At 62.9% G+C, this 17,764-nt stretch carries 17 protein-coding genes; 9 read left to right on the top strand and 8 right to left on the bottom strand.

The annotated features are described in order from the left end of the window. The first annotated feature begins 213 nt into the window (after positions 1-213). The 3 genes from ACOVRJ_RS20840 (at position 214) to ACOVRJ_RS20830 (ending at position 3,770) form a co-directional block, all read left to right on the top strand. Positions 214-1,506 (top strand): MFS transporter, encoded by a 1,293-nt coding sequence (locus tag ACOVRJ_RS20840; RefSeq protein ID WP_422045735.1) that lies wholly within the window; start codon positions 214-216, stop codon positions 1,504-1,506. Further along, the gene (locus tag ACOVRJ_RS20835) at positions 1,506-3,107 is read left to right on the top strand and encodes a glycoside hydrolase family 10 protein (RefSeq protein ID WP_422045734.1); all 1,602 of its coding nucleotides are present in this window, start codon (positions 1,506-1,508) and stop codon (positions 3,105-3,107) included. Before ACOVRJ_RS20840 ends, ACOVRJ_RS20835 begins: the two co-directional genes overlap by 1 nt. 219 nt (positions 3,108-3,326) lie before the next feature. Next, entirely contained in the window at positions 3,327-3,770 is a 444-nt protein-coding gene (locus ACOVRJ_RS20830; RefSeq protein ID WP_422045733.1) for a hypothetical protein, read from the top strand. 15 nt (positions 3,771-3,785) lie between these two features. Here ACOVRJ_RS20830 and ACOVRJ_RS20825 read toward each other — a convergent pair whose 3' ends face one another. Further along, a complete protein-coding gene (locus ACOVRJ_RS20825; protein WP_422045732.1) occupies positions 3,786-4,892 on the bottom strand; it encodes a DUF2332 domain-containing protein in 1,107 nt (368 codons plus the stop codon). A gap of 61 nt (positions 4,893-4,953) precedes the next feature. Here ACOVRJ_RS20825 and ACOVRJ_RS20820 point away from each other — a divergent pair, with 61 nt between their 5' ends. Continuing rightward, on the top strand, positions 4,954-5,652 hold the full coding sequence (locus ACOVRJ_RS20820; protein WP_422045731.1) for a Crp/Fnr family transcriptional regulator: 699 nt from the start codon (positions 4,954-4,956) through the stop codon (positions 5,650-5,652). 13 nt (positions 5,653-5,665) lie between these two features. On the opposite strand, the gene ACOVRJ_RS20815 is transcribed toward ACOVRJ_RS20820, so the two are convergent. Then, positions 5,666-6,163 carry a glutathione peroxidase gene (locus ACOVRJ_RS20815; protein WP_422045730.1) on the bottom strand — a complete coding sequence of 166 codons (498 nt, stop codon included), beginning with the start codon at positions 6,161-6,163 and terminating at the stop codon, positions 5,666-5,668. A gap of 28 nt (positions 6,164-6,191) precedes the next feature. After that, positions 6,192-7,076 (bottom strand): DMT family transporter, encoded by an 885-nt coding sequence (locus ACOVRJ_RS20810; RefSeq protein ID WP_422045729.1) that lies wholly within the window; start codon positions 7,074-7,076, stop codon positions 6,192-6,194. A gap of 349 nt (positions 7,077-7,425) precedes the next feature. Between ACOVRJ_RS20810 and ACOVRJ_RS20805 the strand changes: the two genes are divergently transcribed. Continuing rightward, positions 7,426-8,367 (top strand): hypothetical protein, encoded by a 942-nt coding sequence (locus ACOVRJ_RS20805; protein ID WP_422045728.1) that lies wholly within the window; start codon positions 7,426-7,428, stop codon positions 8,365-8,367. Positions 8,368-8,450: 83 nt separating this feature from the next. On the opposite strand, the gene lplT is transcribed toward ACOVRJ_RS20805, so the two are convergent. After that, positions 8,451-9,731 (bottom strand): lysophospholipid transporter LplT, encoded by a 1,281-nt coding sequence (gene lplT / locus ACOVRJ_RS20800; RefSeq protein ID WP_422045727.1) that lies wholly within the window; start codon positions 9,729-9,731, stop codon positions 8,451-8,453. 161 nt (positions 9,732-9,892) lie between these two features. Here lplT and alr point away from each other — a divergent pair, with 161 nt between their 5' ends. From alr to ACOVRJ_RS20785, 3 genes are all read left to right on the top strand, one after another. Continuing rightward, positions 9,893-11,008, top strand: coding sequence for an alanine racemase (gene alr / locus ACOVRJ_RS20795; protein ID WP_422045726.1), 1,116 nt, complete (start codon positions 9,893-9,895; stop codon positions 11,006-11,008). Positions 11,009-11,049: 41 nt separating this feature from the next. Beyond that, entirely contained in the window at positions 11,050-11,454 is a 405-nt protein-coding gene (gene arfB, locus ACOVRJ_RS20790; RefSeq protein ID WP_422045725.1) for an alternative ribosome rescue aminoacyl-tRNA hydrolase ArfB, read from the top strand. A gap of 150 nt (positions 11,455-11,604) precedes the next feature. Next, a complete protein-coding gene (locus ACOVRJ_RS20785) occupies positions 11,605-11,979 on the top strand; it encodes a PspC domain-containing protein (RefSeq protein WP_422045724.1) in 375 nt (124 codons plus the stop codon). Between the two features lie 62 nt (positions 11,980-12,041). On the opposite strand, the gene ACOVRJ_RS20780 is transcribed toward ACOVRJ_RS20785, so the two are convergent. Next, positions 12,042-12,890, bottom strand: coding sequence for a hypothetical protein (locus ACOVRJ_RS20780; protein ID WP_422045723.1), 849 nt, complete (start codon positions 12,888-12,890; stop codon positions 12,042-12,044). A 521-nt stretch (positions 12,891-13,411) separates the two neighbouring features. Here ACOVRJ_RS20780 and ACOVRJ_RS20775 point away from each other — a divergent pair. Further along, positions 13,412-15,625 carry a sensor histidine kinase gene (locus tag ACOVRJ_RS20775; protein ID WP_422045722.1) on the top strand — a complete coding sequence of 738 codons (2,214 nt, stop codon included), beginning with the start codon at positions 13,412-13,414 and terminating at the stop codon, positions 15,623-15,625. Between the two features lies 1 nt (position 15,626). On the opposite strand, the gene ACOVRJ_RS20770 is transcribed toward ACOVRJ_RS20775, so the two are convergent. The 3 genes from ACOVRJ_RS20770 to ACOVRJ_RS20760 form a co-directional block, all read right to left on the bottom strand. Continuing rightward, entirely contained in the window at positions 15,627-16,508 is an 882-nt protein-coding gene (locus tag ACOVRJ_RS20770) for a DMT family transporter (RefSeq protein ID WP_422045721.1), read from the bottom strand. A gap of 79 nt (positions 16,509-16,587) precedes the next feature. Next, a complete protein-coding gene (locus ACOVRJ_RS20765; RefSeq protein WP_422045720.1) occupies positions 16,588-16,983 on the bottom strand; it encodes an MAPEG family protein in 396 nt (131 codons plus the stop codon). Positions 16,984-17,048: 65 nt separating this feature from the next. Beyond that, positions 17,049-17,678 carry a LysE family transporter gene (locus tag ACOVRJ_RS20760; protein WP_422045719.1) on the bottom strand — a complete coding sequence of 210 codons (630 nt, stop codon included), beginning with the start codon at positions 17,676-17,678 and terminating at the stop codon, positions 17,049-17,051. Positions 17,679-17,764 lie beyond the last annotated feature (86 nt).

Genomic DNA, 17,764 nt, shown 5'->3' with positions numbered 1-17,764 from the left:
GGGATTGGCAATCTCGGCGTCTGCTGCGTGTTGAATCCGAGTCCGAGTCCAAGGCTCAGCTGAACAAGCCCGTCGGCATGTAGGCCTCTCGCTATTGGCGTTCAGGGGCTCAAACTTACAAGGCCAGAGGAAAACTTCTGGTGGAGGCCGCGCTACAGTCTCACCGCCGCACTCTCCTCCCCTTTTCTGACCGCCTCCTGCCAGCGCCAACGCATGTCCGACTCCCCCTCTCTCAGCCGCAATCCTTGGGCCTGGGTGCCTTCGCTCTATTTCGCGCAAGGCTTGCCTTATGTGGTGGTGATGACGCTGTCGGTCATCATGTACAAGAACCTGGGGCTATCGAACACCGACATCGCGCTCTACACCAGCTGGCTGTATCTGCCCTGGGTGATCAAGCCGCTGTGGTCGCCACTGGTGGAGCTGTTCCACACCAAGCGCGCCTGGATCTGGGCCTTGCAGTTCTTGATTGGCGTGGCGCTGGCCATGGTGGCGCTGACCATTCCGGGCCCTAAGGCCTTTCAAATGACGCTGGCGGTGTTTTGGCTGATGGCCTTTGCCTCCGCCTCCCACGATATTGCGGCCGACGGCTTTTATCTGCTGGCCCTGCCGCAGCGCAGCCAAGCCGCTTTTGTTGGCGTGCGCTCGACCTTCTATCGCCTCGCCAATATTGGCGGGCAAGGCGGCTTGGTCTATCTGGCGGGCGAACTGCAAGAACGCACCGGCAGCGTGGAGACGGCATGGTCGCTGGTGTTCGGCCTGATGGCGGCCGCCTTCGTCATGTTGGGTTTCTTCCATCTGGCCCTGCTGCCCAAGCCCAAAGCCGATGTGCCCGGACCTGGGCGACGAGCCGCGGGCGGCTTGGTCGCCGAGTTTCTAGGGGTCTTTGGCGATTTCTTCCGCAAGCCCGGCATCGCCATCTGCATCGGATTCTTGCTGCTCTACCGCTTTCCCGAGGCTCAGCTGCTGAAGCTGGCCACCCCGTTTCTTTTGGACGGCAGCGCGCAAGGGGGCTTGGCCCTGTCGACCAAACAAGTGGGGATTGCTTATGGCACGGTCGGCTTGATCGCACTGACGCTGGGGGGCCTGCTGGGCGGATGGATCATCTCGCGCGTCGGGCTGAAAAAGGCGCTTTGGCCATTGGTGATGGCCATGCATGTGCCCAACATCATTTTCTTGTTCTTGGCCATGGCCCAGCCATCCAATCTGTGGCTGATCAGCGCCGGCATGGCGGTGGAGCAATTTGGCTACGGCCTGGGCTTCACGGCCTACCTGATGGTCATGATCTGGATCGCCGACGGCCCCCACAAGACCGCCCACTACGCGATTTGTACCGGCTTCATGGCCTTGGGCATGATGCTGCCCGGCATGTGGAGCGGCTGGCTGCAGCAGCAGTTGGGCTACACCTTGTTTTTTGCCTGGGTGCTGCTGGCCACGCTGCCCTCGCTGGCGATCACGGCGCTGATCAAGGTGCCCGAAGACTTTGGCAAAAAGGCTGAGGAAGCATGATGTTCGCGCGACGTGGGTTCTTGATCGGCACGGGCGGCGCGCTTGGCCTGGCAGCCTGCAGCGTCCCGACCTGGCTTCCCTCGCGGCCGCCGAACGGCCCATCCACCGGCACCTTCAGCGGCTCCGTGCGTTTGAAACCAGCGCACGAACTGGCTGTGCAGGCCCCCTCGGCGCCGCGGGAGTTCCGCGCCGCTTGGGTGGCCACGGTGGCCAACATCGACTGGCCCAGCCGCAAAGGACTGAGCAGCGAAGCGCAGCAGGCCGAGGCCATCGCCCTGCTGAACCAAGCCCAAGCCCTCAAGCTCAACGCCATCGTTCTGCAGATACGCACCAGCGCCGACGCGCTCTACCACTCGCGGCTGGAGCCCTGGAGTGAGTACCTCAGCGGCAGCCAAGGCCAGGCGCCCGAGCCTTTTTATGACCCGCTGAGCTTCTGGGTCGAGCAAGCCCATCAACGCGGCCTGGAGTTGCACGCCTGGTTCAACCCCTTCCGCGCCCGCCAAAGCCAGGCGACCTCTAGCCCCGACGCCAGCCACCTCAGCCGCAGCCAGCCGCAATGGGTCAAGCGCTATGGCGATCAACTCTGGATCGACCCGGGGGAGCCCGCTGCCGCCGAGCACACGCTGGCCGTGATCCAAGATGTGCTGCAGCGCTATGACATCGATGCGGTGCACATCGACGATTACTTCTACCCCTACCCGGTGCAAGACCCGCAAAGCAAGCAGGAGCTGGACTTCCCCGACGAGCCTTCTTGGCAACGCTATGTGCAAGCCGGCGGTCTTCTCAAACGGCACGACTGGCGGCGCCAGAACGTCGATCAATTGGTGCAGCGCATGGCTCAGCTGATTCGATCCACCAAGCCCGGTGTGCGCTTTGGCATCAGCCCCTTCGGCCTGGGCAAGCCCGCGCTGCGCCCGGTGGGCATTGCCGGCTTCAGCCAGTATGACAAGCTGTATGCGGATGTGGAACGCTGGTTGGCCGAAGGCTGGCTGGACTATCTGGCGCCCCAGCTCTACTGGCCGATTGCGCAGAAAGCCCAGGCCTTTGAGGTCCTGCGCGACTACTGGCAGGCGCAGAACCCGCAGCAGCGCCATATCTGGCCGGGCTTATTCACCAGCAAAATCACCGACAAGCCGGACAGTTGGCCCAGCGAGGAAATCTTGAACCAGATCGCGCTGAGCCGGGAGCTGCGCCCCAGCAACCCCAGCATCGGCCATCTGCACTTCAGCATGGTGGCGCTGAAGCAAAACCGGCGCGGCCTTGCCGATGCCTTGCATGCCGGCCCCTACGCAAACCCGGCACTGGTGCCGCCAACACCCTGGCTTGCCGAAGCCGGCGAGCAAACCTTAGAGCCCGCGCCTGAGGTTCAGTTGCTTCTTGCCGACCCTGTCGAAAGTTACACCATGCGCTTGAAGAGCAACAGCAGCAACAAGAGCGGGCTGCAACGCTACGCGGTCTGGCTGCGTTATGCCGGCTCGGGCTGGGTCTTCCGAAGCGGGTCAGAGCTCTTGATTGCCGCCCAAGGGCTGGAAGTCATGGTCGTTTCAGCACTCGACCGCATCGGACGCGAAGGACCGCGCAGCGCCTACACGCTGGCCTGAAGAGCGCAGCAGGATCCGAATTGCGAGAAAACCCTTAAGGCCTTTCCGCAGTTCGTCGCCGATTTCAGCTTCTCATCTCACAAAAGCCGGCGTTGGTCTTACGGCACTTGGTTCGTGCCAAAGCAACTCCTATTCTGAACCCAGATCAGCACTGTTTCACGCCAAACAAAGGGAGCGGAAGCGGTTGCATCTTGGCCCGATGAACACTAGGAGTAACTTATGAACCGCACGTCTTTTTCCAAGCTCGCAATTGCCGCCATTTTGCCCATGACTTTGTGCATGGGTGTCGCCCACGCCGAGTCACCCGTGACCATGAAACGGGTCGAAGTGGCCGGGCAATCGAACCCCGATATCGCCAAGCTGAATGTCTCCAACGCCTGCCCCGGTATCGAGCAAGCCATGAAAGAAGCCTTGACCCCGGTCTGGACTAAACACACCCAGCCTGGCTTGGTCAATGTGCAGTTCCGCCTGCAGGGCGACATGGTCAACTCGGTTGCGGCACGAGGCGGCCCCGATGTCTACCGCCAGCCCATTCGCACCGCCATGCGCCGCTTGAGCTGCACCGACGATAGCGGCAACAACCAGCTCTACGCCTTTGAACTTCACTTCAAAGAGAACGGCAACAGCGCCGGGGTGGAGACGGTTGCGATGCTGAGCAAGTAATCCTTTACTGCTGCGTTAAGACAACCACTGCAGCCATCGCCCATGCGGTTGCGACCAAGCCAGGGCGCGCTGTTGCAGCGTGCCCGACTTCGCCCACTGCAAGGTCCACAGCGTTGAGGCCGTCGCACCTTCAGCCAGGTCGGGCAATTCAAGCCCGGCCGGCCGCAGCTGCGGCGACTCGGCGCTGAGCCAAAACAGAGCGCCTTGTCGCATCAGCGCAGCAAGGCGCTGACGCATCAGGACCAAGGCCTCCTGCTCGACATAGTGCAGCACCCAACTGTTGAACAAGACGGGTTGCAGGCCGGCCGGCAAGGCTTGCAGCCAGTGTTCCAAGGCATCCAAGCAGTCGGCCGCCTCCACCACCGGACGCTGCTGCAAACGCGCCAACGCTACGGCCTGTTGCAAGCGCGATGCACGCTCGCGATCATGCGGCCAGAGACAAGCGGCCAGCCAGCGCACGGCGCTCTCGTCTTGCACATCGATGGGCGCGGGGTCCGCACCCATACGCTCGACCACCCGCCATGGGTGGGCAGGCATCGGCTTTGCGGAACCCAGCCACTGGCATTGAATCCAGGGCCGATGCGGCGCCGGTGCAGCACCCGCCTCAAAGCTGCCGGCGGCGGACTCATAGCGGTAGCAATACTCATCAAGACCCAGGTTCAAGCCGGCACTGCTGCCGAAGTCAAACAAGGCCAGGTCGGGCCGGCCACTCAGGGCTGCGATGTGTTGCAAGGCCGGCCACAGCACGGCGCAACGGCCGATCTCATTGGTCTGCGTGCTGCGCGTGCGCAGATGCGCCATCAGCGCAGCTCGCTCGTGCCGGGTGAAGTCCAAAAGCACAGCGGGCAATTCGGCATCCGGCATGCGTTGCCCACCGACGCTGGGGAAATAGGCCGCCAGCGCATGATCAACGCCGGCCAAGACCCGCTCGTGCAGGGCGGCCAGCAAGAGATTGGGACGAGCCTGAGTCGGCGGAGCATGGTCCAACAAGGCCAAGAGTTCGGCCGAGTCGGCCACCATCAAACAGAGCGCCGCATAGAGCGGATCCTGGGGGCATTCCAGATGAGCAAAGTGTCGAAACTCTTGGGCTCGAGGCGAATTCAGCAGGGCTTGGGCTTTCATGACGGCAAGCCTAGCGGCAGCGGCGCCCGCAAAATGTCGGACAGCCGACAATTGACGAAGAATGACGATAAGCGAGCCGCAACTAGAACTGCGCCAAGTACTGCTGGGAAACTTCCCAACGCTGAACTTGGCGAACGATGCATTGGCGCGAGTCGCGCCCTTGGTCCCCGTGCGCCAGTTCGCCACCGGTCGTACCTTGTTTGCCCAAGGTCAGAAGCCCCGGGCCTTTTATGCCGTGGTCTCTGGCGAGATCGAAGCGCGCTTGACCGGCCCTAACGGTGAAGTCTCCAGCCTCGAGCATGTGCAGTTTCCGCGACTGTTCGGTCTGGCGGCTTTTGCCTCAGACCAGCCCTCCAGCTACGAGGCATTGGCAAGACAGCCGAGCCGGGTCTTGGTGTTTGGCCCGGGGGCTTACACCCTGCTGATGGACGAGGTACCGGGCTTTGCGCGTGCGCTGCTTGGCGAGTTCGCGCAACGCTATGGAGGTACTTTGCGTCTGCTGGAGGCTTCACGCCATCGCTCGGCTGGCGAGCGCTTCAGTCTGGCGTTGACGCAGTTGATGAGGGAGCGCGCGGAAGGCCCGCCCGACGCCGAGGGTTGGCAGACCTTGCGCTCCAGTCAGGCCGAGTTGGCCGCGCTCGCCAGCCTTTCCCGGCAGACCACCAATCAAATGCTGGGCGCGGCGGTCGCTGAAGGCTACATCCGCTTGGGCTACCGCCGCATCTGGGTCAGGGCGACAGCGATGGGGCCGAGGCGCTGAAGCCGGCGTCGGTTCAGGCCCCCGGCGCCTTCAAGGCCGCTTCAATATCCCCACGCAGCTTCTGCGGCTCATCATTCGGCGCATAACGCTTGATCACCTGACCATCTCGGCCGACCAGGAACTTGGTGAAGTTCCACTTGATGCCCTGGGTGCCCAAGATGCCGGGGGCCTCGCCCTTCAACCATTGCCACAAGGGGTGCGCCTCGGCGCCATTGACCTGCACCTTGGCCATCATCGGGAAGCTGACGCCGTAGTTCAGTTCGCAGAACGAAGAGATCTCTTCATTGCTGCCCGGGTCCTGACCGCCAAACTCATTGCTGGGGAAGCCCACCACCACCAAACCCTGCTCGGCATAGTCCTTCCACAGCTGCTCCAGGCCCTTGAACTGCGGCGTGAAGCCACAGGCGCTGGCGGTATTGACGATCAGCAAGACCTTGCCGCGCTGGCTGGACAAGTCGGCCGGCTGGCCCTGGATTGAAACCGCTTGAAAGTCGTAGACACTTTTCGCCATATCGGATGCTCCAGATAGTCCTTTGAGATCAGGCAGCGATGGTAGCCCCCTGCGCGTTTTTCTGCCGCTCTAGGGCCGCCAGCAGCGCCGCAGCCAGAATGCAGACGCCGCCCAAGCCGGTCTTCAGGTCTAGATGGCCGCCACCGAGCCAGATCGCCGAGACCGCAGCCACCGGCACCTCGGTCAACATCACGATGGCAGTCACATTGGCCGGCAGTCGCCCGGCGCCATATTGCAGCGACAGGTTCGACAGAAAGAACAGCACCGCCATACCGGCCAGGGGCAAGAACCAGATCGCCCCCGGCAGGCTGGGCCACGCGACCTGGCCGAATCCTGCCATCAAGGTCGCCGACACACCCGCCACCAGCACGCCACCGCTGAACATGGCCAGTGCACGCGCATGAGCCCCCCGGTGCGCCTCGCGGCGCAGCATCACATTGTTCAAGGCGAAGGTGAAACCGCCCAGCAGGCCCAGACCGTCAGCCAGGCTGGATGGCCAGGGCAGCCCCCCGCCTTCGGGCGCCAGCACGATGGCGGCACCACTGAGCGCCAACACCATACGCAGGCCCGCCAGTGCGGTCAGTCGCTCACCCAGGATCAGGCGCGCCAACAACACCGCCCACAGGGGCATCAGATAGAACAGCAGCACCACGCGCACCACGTCGCCGAGCGCGACCCCCCAGTTGAACGCCGTATTGGTCACGCCGGCGGCCAGCATGATCAGCCACAGTGAGGGCGTCGCCAAAAACTCACGCCAGGCCCGCCACTGGCTCATGCTGATCACCAGCAGGGACAGGATGTACAAGGTGACGGTGGTCCACAAGGGATGCAAGCCGGCATCTGCGAACTGCCTGAACGGCCACCAGGAGAGCCCCCAAACCAGGGCATTGAACATCAGGGCAAGAACGGGCATAGGCATTGAGAGGCCGGGCAAGAGCGGAACAGGATGCGCAGCGCCTGCGCCAAGAAGAAGGACTCGTCCTCCGTTTGTGACAAAGCCGCGAGGCTCAACCATGAGCCACTTGGCGCAGCGCTGGCAAGTTCGCTGCGGCGCGGGCAAGACCTGACCCCATACAGGCGCAGATAAAGCGCAACGGATCGGCAAAATCCCAGGGTTTATAGCATGGTGAAAACTGACGACCCAGGACTACAAGGCTCAGTTTTGAGATAGGCTTGCGCGGCGCGCGAACGCAAGTTCCGCATTGGTTTTCGCACGGCTTCCGCAACGCTTGTCGCTTTTTGCAAAAAAGGGAGAGTCTCTCTTGGATCATCTGGCCTGCTTTACCCCGGAGGACCTGGCGTCCGCGCCGGCACCCGACCTGAGCAACTTCCGCTGGCGCCTGCTGGCACAGGGAGATTCCTGGTTTTCAACGGCAGCCGCGAAACTGAATGCGCATGCCAATTTGCTGCAAGAAATGGTGTTCAAACAGCCCGTTTGCGCCATCAATTGCGCCGGATCCGGCGAAGCGCTGAGCCATATGGTGGATCTGGAGTCCGCCCCCGACTTCGTGCGCCTGCTCAGCAGCGACGAAGCGCCCACCTGGGACGGCATTCTCTTGTCGGTCGGTGGCAATGACTTGATTGCGGCCGCGCAAACCCCGGCGCACACCGCCGATGGGCAAGATGTGCCGCTGCACCTGCGACTGCTGCGCCGACAAACCGAGTGGGGTCCACCTTCGGCTGGGGTCGCGCGTTACTTCTCAGAGCCGGGCTGGGCCACCTACAGCGACTATTTGCGCACCAATGTGCGGCACCTGCTGACGCTGCGCGACCAAGGGCCCTCGGCCGGCAAGCCGGTCTTCATGCACTGCTACGCCGTGCCCATGCCACGCCCCGCCGGCGCTGAAGACGCCGGGTTCGGTGCCAGCGGCCCCTGGCTCTACCCGGCCTTGAAGGCCTGCGCCCTGCCCGCGGCCGATTGGGCGGCGGTCAGCCGACTGATGGTCTTCCATCTGGCCTTGTTGCTCAAGAGCATGGCGGCCGACAAGGAGCAGTTCCCCGGCTTGCATGTGTTCGACTCCACCGCCGTGCCTTTGGCACCGGCCACCCCGGGCTCCAGCGGCAGCAGCGGCGACTGGCACAACGAGATCCACTTGAACCACAGCGGCTGCTTCAAAATCGCCCGCGCCTGGTCAGAGAACATCGAAGATGTGCTGAATGGCGTCAAACATGTCGAACCCAGCAGCGGCCGCCGTAAGGGCTGAACGATCCCCAGCGACGCAAGAATGAAAACGGCGGGAGGCTTGAAAAGCTCTCCCGCCGTTTTTTCATTCAAACCGCGACCCGCTCAATGGCAATCGTCACAGCGGGCCAAGGCCTGCAACCGCTCCACTTCAGCGCCGTGGTGTTTCAGATTGCTCTGGTGCCAGCGGTAGACCCAGTACATGGTCAGGGCCACGATCAGGCCGAAGATGGCAATCGCCGTGAAGGTGGAGAAACCAAATTTCGCCATGCCGGTGTAGAGCGCGCCCAGCCCCAGGATGCAAGCCTGCTCATTGAAGTTTTGCACCGCGATGGAGCGGCCCGCGCCCATCAGGTTGTGGCCGCGGTGCTGCAACAGGGCATTCATCGGCACCACCAAGAAACCACCGATCAGGCCCAAGACCACCAAGAAGGGCACCGCCACCCAAACATTGGTCACCAGATTGAGGCCGACCACCAAAACACCGATGCCGATGCCCAAGGGGATCACCTTGGTGGCCCCATCCAGCCGCATGATGGAAGCCGCAATCACCGCACCGGCCACCGTGCCAATCGCCACCACGCCCGCCAAATTGGACGCCTGAGTGGTCGTGTAGCCCAAGGCCACGGCCGCCCAGGGGAAGACGATGATGCGCATATTGCCGGACACACCCCAGAACAGCGTGGTCGTCGCGAGCGAGATCTGGCCCAGCTTGTCTTTCCACAGGCGTGAGTTGCAATCGGCAAAGTCACGCACCAGACCGACCAGCCCATGGCCCAGCGGCTGCAGCGGCGCATCGGTGCGGGGAATGTAGAGATTGAAGATCGCCGCGACGATGTACAGGAGGACGATGCTGGCGATCGCGGCCTCCGGCGGCGTGTTGATGCCGGTATCAATAAAGGGCAAATCCAGTCCCAGCAGCAAAGGTGCCAGATGCGGGCCAACCAATTGGCCGCCGAGCAAGATGCCCAGAACGACGGAAGCAATCGTCAAGCCTTCCATCCAACCATTGGCCTTGACCAGTTGCGAGGGCGGCAGCAACTCCGTCAAGATGCCGTACTTGGCGGGCGAATACGCCGCGGCCCCAAAACCCACCACCGCATAGGCCAACAGCGGATGGGTGCCAAAGAGCATCATCAAACAGCCGGCAATCTTGATCAAGTTCGAATAGAACATGACCTTGCCCTTGGGGATCGCATCGGCAAAAGCCCCCACAAAGGGCGCCAACACCACGTAAAACAAGGCAAACATCGGCGCAAGTGCCGGAATCTGCCAGGCCGGCGAGCCGGTGCTCTTGAGCAGTTCGATCGCTCCGACCAGCAAAGCCTGATCAGCCAGCGAGCTGAAGAACTGCGCTGACATGATGGTGGAAAAGCCTTTTTTCATGAACCCAATCGATACTGCGAGAGATTCGCGCCGGCACCCTTGCGGGGGCTGCTGGAGACCGGGCTCACAACAAGCGCTGCGCCGGGTTTATAGCATGCAGGGCTTGCGCGGGTTTGGCTGAAGTCACGCCAGTGCCCCAGGGCGGTGCCACAATTCGGCCCATGCCACGTCCTATTGAAGCCCTGATCCACGTTCCCAACCTGGCCCACAACCTGGCCCGCGCGCGCGCTTGCGCACCGGATGCGCAGGTCTGGGCCGTCGTCAAGGCGAATGCCTACGGCCATGGGATCGAGAATGTTTACGAAGGCCTGCGCGCCGCCGATGGCTTTGCGCTGTTGGACCTGGACGAAGCGCAGCGCATCCGCGCGCTTGGCTGGCGCGGCCCGATTCTGCTGCTGGAAGGCTGCTTCGAAACCCGCGACCTGGAACTCTGCTCGCGGCTCAAGCTCTGGCATGCGGTGCATTGCGAACAGCAGATCGACTGGCTGGCCATGCACAAAACGCACGAGCCGCACCGCGTGTTCCTCAAATTGAACAGCGGCATGAACCGGCTCGGCTTTGCGCCGCAGGCCTTCCGCGCCGCCTGGACCCGGCTGAACGCCCTGCCCCAGGTTGACGAAATCTCGCTGATGACGCATTTCTCGGACGCCGACTCGCTGCGCTTCGGCAAAGATGGCATCCAGCACCAGTTGGACATCTTCAACCAGGTCTGCGCCGACCTGCCCGGCGAACGCACGGTGTCGAACAGCGCCGCCACCCTGCGCCACACGGCGCGTGTGAACAGCGACTGGGTGCGCGCCGGCATCATGACTTACGGTGGCGTGCCCGACTACCCGGAGCATGGCCCCGAGCATTGGGACCTGCGCCCCGGCATGACGCTGCGCTCCAAGATCATTGGCATCCAGCATCTGCAGCCCGGAGACACCGTGGGCTACGGCAGCAGCTTTACCGCCAGCAAGCCCATGCGCATCGGCATCGTCGCCTGCGGTTATGCCGACGGCTACCCGCGCCATGTGCCCAGCGGCTCACCGATCCTGGTGGACGGCCAACGCACCACCACCGTCGGACGGGTGTCGATGGATATGTTGGCGGTCGATCTGAGCGCCCTGCCCGCCAGCGCCGGCTTTGGCAGCGAGGTGACGCTTTGGGGCCGCGGCCCCAAGGGTCAGGTCTTGCCCATCGATGAGGTGGCCCAGGCCGCCGGCACCATCGGCTATGAGCTGATGTGCGCGCTGGCCAAGCGGGTGCCGGTGATCGTCGAGCCGATCGCCGGATGAGCCTCAGGGGCCTGACGCCCACCCGACCAAGGGCCTGAGCGGTGAACCTGCACTGGACCCCGGCCGACTGGGAGCTGGACTTCAGCTTCATCCGCGCCAGCGGCCCGGGCGGGCAAAACGTCAACAAGGTCTCCAGCGCGGTGCATCTGCGCTTTGACATCCGGCGCTCGACGCTGCCACCGGTCATCAAGGAGCGTTTGCTGGCCCTGTCGGATCAGCGCCTGACCTTGGACGGGGTGATCGTCATCAAGGCCCAGGAATCACGCAGCCAGGAGGCCAACCGCGCCGACGCGGTCAGCCGCCTGGTCGAACTGGTGCAAAGCGTGGCCCACACGCCGAAAGCCCGCCGCGCGACCAAGCCGACCTGGGGATCCAAGATGCGCCGACTGGAGGGCAAGGCGATCCGCAGCCATGTCAAAGCCGGACGCGGCCGAGTCAGTGAGTGAGTCAGAGACCAACACTCCAGGGAATACCCTGATCTGAACCGACCATGCTGCCCCTGCTGCAGTTCATCGCAGACGGTTGGCGTCACTGCTCTGCGATCGGCACACTTGCCTGCAAGACAGACCTGTTTCCCCTGTCGGCAAGGAGTCCCTATGTCATTCAGCACCGAATTCGAACGTCTGGCCGAGTTGCATCAACGCGGCCACCTGAGCGATGAGGAATTCAGCCGCGCCAAGGCCCGTTTGCTGGGAGAAGCCGCCGATGCGGGCTCGCAAGCCGGCACAGCGAACGCGCCTCGACCCACCGGTCTGGGTGGCGCGCTGAACGGCTTGCAGCGCAGCCGCGAAGACCGCTGGCTGGGCGGCGTCTGCGGTGGGCTGAGTGAGATCAGCGGCACGGCCTCATGGATCTGGCGCCTGATCTTCGTCCTCTTGCTGCCCTGCCATGGCATCAGCCTGGTGGTCTACGCGCTGCTCTGGGCCTTGGTGCCAACGCGGGCGCTGCCAAGGGTGCAGATTCCGAACTGAGGCCTGCTGATGCGCATCAGCTTCGCTGCCCCCCTGATGCATCCGGCTTCAAACGCTGGGGCTCAGGGGGCTGGGGTCGGGCGGACGAACTTCTCCACATCCTTGCTGGCAATCGCCTGCGCGATACGCTGGCTCAGATTCAACACCGACAGCGCGGCCTGTTCTGGATTGGGCACCCCTCGTCCCGCCAACTCTCTGGCCAGAATCGCCTCCAAGGGATCATCCCCGCAGTAGTCGGTGTGCATGGCGCAGCGCATGGCCCAGCGCAAACTGTCGCGGTCCTGGCAGCGGTTCTCAAGAATGCAGGGGACGAAATCCTCGGCGACGGAAATCTCTGCACTTGAGCCAGAAAAAGTCGATTCGTCCTTGCGGTAAGGGTAGCGCTGGCCTTCAAACCACTGGCCCTGAACCGACAGCTGAAACAGTCGAAAGACTGAAGACTCGGAGGGGAAGTCCAAGATGTTTTTGATGACTTTGCGCTGCTCTTCGACCGAAAGGTCGATCAAGTGAACTTTGGGATTGGCGGCCGCCAGATAGGGGTCTTTCTGCGCGGCGCCGTCTTTGAGCAGCTCCGTCAAGAACGGTTTCAACACGGGCTTGCCGAACTCGCTATCGAGCATTTGATTGCAGCTGGCCTGCAAGCGGCTGTGCGCCATCTCACTGCGCTGCTGCAATTGCTGTTGATGCGGGCCTTGCGCAGCGTTCCTGATCTCGGGTCGCTGACTCAACTGACTGGAGAACTCGCATACCTCGCCCAAGCGCTGCGCGACCCAAAAGCCACCTTGCTCCGGCATGGCCCTGGCCAAGGTCCAGATGGGCCGCAAACTTTCGCCCGCTTTCACTTGCAAAGCCCGCAAACCCGGCTGACCGGCAAACAATTCGCGCCACTGTCGCGTTTGGGCGTCCGTCACGGTCTGTACCGCCGAGGCAGGGCGCGAGACGGGCTCAGCGATGCGGGTCGAGGCTATGGAAGGCTCGGGCGCCGCCTGAAGGGGCTCCGCCTGGACAGCCGGCTCGGTCACGAACGATCGATCCACGACCCAAACCGCACCCAAGACAAGCGCACACATGGCGCCCCAAGCAAGTGACCCGTTTCGCATCCAAGACATAAGCCCCCCTATGTTTAGCAAGGCCTGTACCGGCCCTATCGAAATGTTCCTCAGCCGCCAACAGAACAAGCCACGAGCCTGAGTTGGGCGCGGCTCCTACAGCTTACCCCTTGCCCACTTGACTCGGCCAAAAGCCAGCTTCTGGCGGCAGCACTATCAAGCAACACTCTAAACGGCACGGCCTCATTCACAGTGGGGTCAGACATCATCTCACAGCTCAAGAACAAGCAAGGCTTGACCAGGGATCTCGCGTTCCCGCGTTAGCATGGCAACGGGCGCCCAAGCCCGTGGCCCACACCGTCAACCCAGACCGAGCCCGCTGCATGAACTCATGGCTCAGCGCCTTTCGTCAACAGTCGCTTTCCCGCCAACTGCTCACGCAGTTGAGCGCCTTGGTTGTTTTGATGCTTTTGTCATTGGCCGGGATTGCCTATGTCTTGATTGCGCGCTTGGCCGATCAAACGGTGCCGCCCATCATGCAGCGCAGCGTCGCTTCGCAGGCGGCCGAACAGGGGCGTAGCTTTTTGCAGGCGCAGGACAGCGTCAAGCGGCTGGCCCAGGAATGGTTGCACCGCATCGACTTGCCCAAGGATGCGGAGATTGAGCAGCGCTTCCAGCAATTGTTCGAGCGTCAGGCCGATGGCCTGTGGCGCATCAAGCCCGAGCAGATTGACACGCAGCGTGCGCCGACCTTCTACCTGCAGCACGGCAGTTCGGGGCCTGATGCCTCGGTACGCCGTCGCGCCGTGGTGAGCTATCAACTGCTGGCCGAACAAGGCCCGGCCCTGGTGCCGCCCTACTTCTCGGCCTACACGGACTTTGTCGAAAAAGGCCTGATGGTCTTCTCCCCAGGCATTGACTGGGGCAAGGGCGCCACAACGGCGACCGACAACTTCAACTACCCGACCATGACCGGATCCGATCCGGTGCGCAACCCAAGGCGCCAGGTGTTTTGGACCCCGGTCTACTTTGACGACGAAGCCAAGGCCTGGATGGTGTCGGTGATCCAGCCCCTGGACTGGCGGGGCCGATGGGTCGGCACCCTGGGGCACGACATCACCATCGACGGCATGCTCAAGCAAATCGCCGAGGCCAAGGCCCCCTTGGATGCAATCTCCATGATCATCAGCCGCGATGGCCATTTGATCGCGCATCCCGAGTTGCGCGAACGCATCGCGGCGGCTCAGGGTCAGTTGTCGCTGATGGAATTGAAGGACCCGCTGCTGAGTGCGGCCTATGCGCTGATCAGCCAAGCCGAGGCTGGAACCTACAGCGCGCGCACGGCCGATGGGCGCTATCAGTTGGTCTGGGCGCCGATCCAGGGGCCCGGTTGGTGGTCGGTCCAGGTCTTGCCGCAGTCGAAGGTCGAGGCCTTGCTTGAGCAGTTGGTCGGCATCATGTTGGCGCTGGGCGGCGGCACGCTGATATTGACCTTGTGGCTCTTGCGCGGCGTGATTCGCCGGCGTCTGCAGCAGCCCTTGAATGCGGTCACGGTGTCCACCGAGGCTTTGGCTGTGCGCGTGCTGCGAGGCGAGGAGCCCGAGGCGCTGCCGCCACAGTCCTCCCGCGACCTGCACCGTTTGAATCAGGCGTTTGACACCATGGCCGCCGAACTGGCCGCCCACCGCCGCCAGGAACAAGCCGCTCTGCGCGCCCTAGAAGCTGAGGTCAAGGAGCGCCGGCAGGCCGAGGAAGAGGTGCGGCTGCTGAACATCTCCCTCGAAGCCCGGGTTCGGGAACGTACGGCGGCGCTGCAGCAGGCGCAAGAAGAACTGGTCCAGCGGGAGACGCTGGCGGGACTGGGCTCCCTGGTGGCGGGCGTTTCGCATGAGCTGAACACGCCCATCGGCAATGCCTTGATGGCCACCGACACCGCTGTCGGCGCCGTGGGCCAAGCCCGTTTGATGCTAGACGGGGGACCGGTGCGCCGCAGCGAGCTGCTTGCAGCGCTGGACACGGCGGCGGCCTCGCTGGACTTGGCGCTCGGCAATGTTCGCCGCAGCGCCGGCTTGGTGCAGGATTTCAAGCAAGTGGCGGTGGACAGCTCCAGCCTGCAACGACGACCTTTTGGGCTCAAGCAAGTCACCGAGGAAGTGGTGCACCTGCTGCACTTTGCGCTCAAGGCCCAGCAGCATGAGGTGCTGATCGAGTTGCCCGAAGACCTCAAGCTGGACAGCTATCCCGGCCCTTTTGGTCAGGTCCTGACCAATCTGGTGCAAAACTCTGCGGTGCATGGCTTTGAGGGTCAGCCCGGGGGACGTATCGAGATTCGCTTGCAAGCCGCTGATGCCGAGCGGGTGGTGATCACCATCAGCGACAACGGCCAAGGCATTCCGCCCGAGCATTTGGATCAGGTGTTCAAGCCCTTCTTCACCACACGCTTTGGCCAGGGCGGCAGCGGCCTGGGCTTGCATCTGGTCTACCACATGGTGCGCAATGTGCTGGGCGGCGAGATCGACTTGCAAAGCACACTCGGTGTCGGCACCACGTTCACGCTGACCCTGCCACGCACGGCGCCCAAGGACGCCACCCCTTGAATCAACTGGGGCGGGTCGCCCAATAGATGCTGCCCAGGCACAAGCCCATGCCGGCCACCGACAGCAGGCTGGGCACCCAGCCCTCCAAGGTAGCCGAGATCCCCAAAGCGATGACAGGAATGACCACGCCGGTCAGCGCGGCGCGGGCCGGCCCTTGCAACTGGGCCAGTTTGAAATAGAGCACGAAGGCCATCACCGAGCCGAACACCGCCAGGTACAGCAGGCTCAAGACATAGGGCGCGCGCCAATCAAAGTGCAGTCCCTGGCCGCTGAGCAGCGACATCAAGAGCAGAAACGCCGAGCCATAGCCCATGCTCCAGGCCAGGATGGGCACCAAGGCCAGGCCGCGACGGGTCAGCGTCAAGGTCAGCACATTGCCGATGCAGGCCGCCAAGACCGCCAGCAGGCCCAAACTCAAGCCCAGGGCCGCCGATGGCCGCGCCCCGGTCGCGGCAATCTCGGGCCAAAAAATCATCACGACGCCCAGCACCCCACCGCTGGCGGCCAGCAAAAAGCGACGCGTCACTTTCTGCCCGAAAAACACCCGACCGCTCAGCGCATTGCCAAACACCATCAAACAGAACAAGACCGCCACCAAACCCGAAGGAATGTGGCGCTCGGCCTCATAGACCGAGTAGTAGTTGCCGCTGTACTGCACGATGCCGGTGGCCAGCATCAAGAGATGGGCCGAGGCGGGCATCTTCATCGACTCGCGCCGCCACAGGGCCAGCCCCAGCAAGAGCAAGGCCGCGATGGCAAAACGCCAAGCCACTGAGTTAAGCACCGGCACCCCGCTGTCCAGTTGGTACAGGATCACATGCCAGGTGCTGGCCCAGATCAGCGTTGGGCCCCAGAACAGCCAGCGAGTAGAAATGGTGGGCATAAAAAACAAAAAACGCCTGTCTCAGGCGTTTGTCAGAGAAAAGAAGAAAAGCCGCTGCGGCGGGAACTCGAATGCCGCTTCAGCCTAACAGGCTCAGGCCATAGGCCCAAAAGACATAGGCTGCTGAGGCCAAGAGGGCAGCGAAGGTCATGGCCATGCCAGCGATGCGGAAGTTGTAGTTCTCGCGCGGCTGGCTGACGCCGTAAGCATGCGAGCAGCGGCCCAGCAGCAAGAGCGAACACAAGCCCAGCATCGCCCAAGCCGGCGCCCCCAGGCTCTCGGCAAAAAACAAGAGCAAGAGCGTGAGGGGCACATATTCAGCAAAGTTCGAGTGCACCCGCACCGCGCGCAGCATTTCGCTATTGCCCGCATCGCCGAGACCGATCTTCAGCCGATGCCGCAAGCGCAGCGTTCGCACACTGAGAGCGAAAAACAGCAAGGCCAAAATGGCTGCAAACAAGGGAACGATGGGCATGAGGATCTGTCCTTGAACCAAGGGGGCCAGCAATTCAGACGCCACGTTTGAAAGTGGCCAGCAATTCAGACGCCACGTTTGAAAGTAGCCAGCAAGGCGCCGGCGGCAACAAAAAGGGCGCCAAAGGTCCGGTTCATCATCTGGATGTGATGGCTGGAGCGCAGCGCCGACAAGACCCGCGCGGCCAAGGCCGTGTAGCCTGCCATCACCACCAAGTCGGTGAAGCAGAGTGTGGCGGCAATCACCAGATACTGCTGCGTCAAGTCGCCCTGGAGGTTCAGGAACTGCGGCACCACGGCCAAGAGGAAGACCGTGCCCTTGGGATTGACCGCATTGATCATCCAGCCGCGCAGCACCAGCTGCCGGCGGCTGACTTGGCGCGACTCATCATGGGCCGCCACCATCGGCGTGGCCGGGGCGCGCCACTGCTGAATGCCCAAGTAAACGAGATAGGCCACGCCCAGCCATTTGACGATGGCAAAACCCAGGCTGGAGGTGGCGATCAAAGCGCCCAAACCGGCGCCCACCAAGACGATCTGGGTCAGGATGCCCAGGATCAAACCAAAAGTGGTGAAGTAGCCGCGCTTGAAACCATGGTTCAGGCCCGAGCTCATGGCCGCAATGGCCCCCGCGCCAGGGGACAGGCTGATGGCCCAGGCGGCGGCGAAAAAGGCCAGCCAAGTTGAGAACTGCATGCGATTGACTCCGACCGCTCCACAAAGAGCTGCGAGCATTGTCTCTTGTCCCCCTTCACAGCGCATGGCCAGGGGCAATCAGCCGG

It is taken from the genome of Roseateles sp., from assembly GCF_049240545.1.
GTDB lineage: Bacteria > Pseudomonadota > Gammaproteobacteria > Burkholderiales > Burkholderiaceae_C > Paucibacter_A.
The sequence above is the reverse complement of the archived record's forward strand: the minus strand, read 5'-3'. Positions and strand labels throughout refer to the sequence as shown.